The sequence below is a fragment of the Acrocarpospora catenulata genome (assembly GCF_018476525.1).
GTDB classification, from domain to species: Bacteria; Actinomycetota; Actinomycetes; order Streptosporangiales; family Streptosporangiaceae; genus Acrocarpospora; species Acrocarpospora catenulata.
The window spans coordinates 1-1,643 of sequence record NZ_JAHCST010000151.1 but is presented as its reverse complement, the minus strand read 5'-3'; the positions used below and the strand labels follow the sequence as shown (position 1 = coordinate 1,643).

1 protein-coding gene is annotated in these 1,643 nt (G+C 70.0%); it reads left to right on the top strand.

The genetic code is table 11. The features are described 5' to 3' along the window. Positions 1–238 precede the first annotated feature (238 nt). Positions 239–1,531, top strand: a complete 1,293-nt coding sequence (locus KIP79_RS46110; protein WP_214111420.1) for an IS110 family RNA-guided transposase — start codon at positions 239–241, stop codon at positions 1,529–1,531. Positions 1,532–1,643 lie beyond the last annotated feature (112 nt).

Genomic DNA, 1,643 nt, shown 5'->3' with positions numbered 1-1,643 from the left:
CTAGAGACCTCATGCCACTTCGTGGCGCCCACGGATAGGTGAAACTTGGGGTGCGCCGCCCGCTCGACGTCGTTCTTGCTTGGACTTGCGAGGCCGTGCTAGAGACTGACGCTGGAGCCTGCCCGGGAGGCACCCCGGATTGCCGCTACGAGCGCGTGTCACAGCATCTCGATGTTGTCGCGGGCTCCGCGGACGGCGCGCCCTTGCCCATCTTCGGGGGAAGAGCCGCGGAGGCGCAATGGAGGTCGTGCATCCCCGGGTGGCCGGGATCGACGTGCACAAGAAGATCTTATGGGTGGCGGTGCGGCTGCCCGGTGAGCACAAGCCGATCATCAGGAAGTACCCCACGTTCTGGCGATCGTTGCAGAAGATGGCCGCCGACCTCGTCGAGTACGGCGTCACCGATGTGGCGATGGAATCAACCGGGGTGTACTGGTGGCCCGTCTACCACGCGCTGGCCCAGACCGGGAAAATCGAGGTGTGCCTGGCCAACGCCGAGCACCTCAAAAGCGTCCCCGGCCGCAAGAGCGACCTGCGGGACTGCCAATGGATCGCCGAACTGCACTCCTTCGGGCTGCTGCGGCCCAGCTTCATCCCCACCCAGCAGGTGGCGGCGCTGCGGGCCCGCACCCGCTACCGCAAGAAGCTGATCGAGGCGCGGATGAGCGAGGGGCAGCGGCTGGCCAAGGTGCTGGAGGACGCCGGGATCAAAATCGACTCCGTGGCCTCCCGGCTGCTGGGCGCCTCGGGCCGGGACATGATCGAGGCGCTGATCGCCGGGGAACGCGACCCGCACCTGCTGGCCGATCTGGCCCGCGGCGTGCTGCGCCGCAAGCACGAAGATCTGATGATGGCCTGTGACGGCCGGTTCACCCCGGCGCACGCGGCCATGTGCCGGCTGCATCTGGACGCCCACGACCACGCCACCGGCAAGATCGCCGAACTGGACGTGCTGGTCGCCCAGGCCGCGGCCCCCTTCGAGGCGGTCATCTCCCGGCTGATGACCATCGCCGGGATCGGGCGGCGGACCGCCGAGGTGATCGTCGCCGAGACCGGCGGGGACATGTCCCGCTTCCCCACGCCGGGGCAGTTGGCGGCCTGGACGGGGCTGGCCCCGGGCAACCGGGAGTCGGCGGGCAAACGCAAGCGCACCGGCGCTCGGAAGGGCAACAGGCATCTCAAGGCCGCGATGGTGGAGGCCGCCTGGGCCACCGCCCGCACCCGATCCCGCCCCGGTGCCCGGATGCGCCGTCTGATCCGCCGCTTCGGCCCCGCGCACGCCAAGAAGGCCGCGGTCGCCGTCGCCCACACGCTGCTGCGCGTCGCCTGGGCGGTGATGGCCAGGCAGGAGGACTACCGAGAGGACGGCGGCGACTTCTACGACCGGCGCCAGGCCCGGCACGCCCAGCACCTGGCCGTCCGCTACCAGAAGACCCTGGAACGCCTCGGCTATCACGTCACCTTGATCCCGCCGGATCCAGCCCTTGCCGATGTTTCCGCCCTCGCTCACCCGCAGGAGCCACCGGCCTGATATCCCGGCAGGTCAGCGGCCCGGTCCCGCCCTCACGTCCGAGCCGCCGATCCCGCATGCCCAGCTACCATTCGCTGCCGCGCTGTGGCCGGGCCCCAAGTTTCGTCACAGC

Excerpts from the sequence above, each read along its gene's own strand:
- KIP79_RS46110 (WP_214111420.1), top strand. The coding sequence starts at position 239 with ATGGAGGTCGTGCATCCCCGGGTGGCCGGGATCGACGTGCACAAGAAG.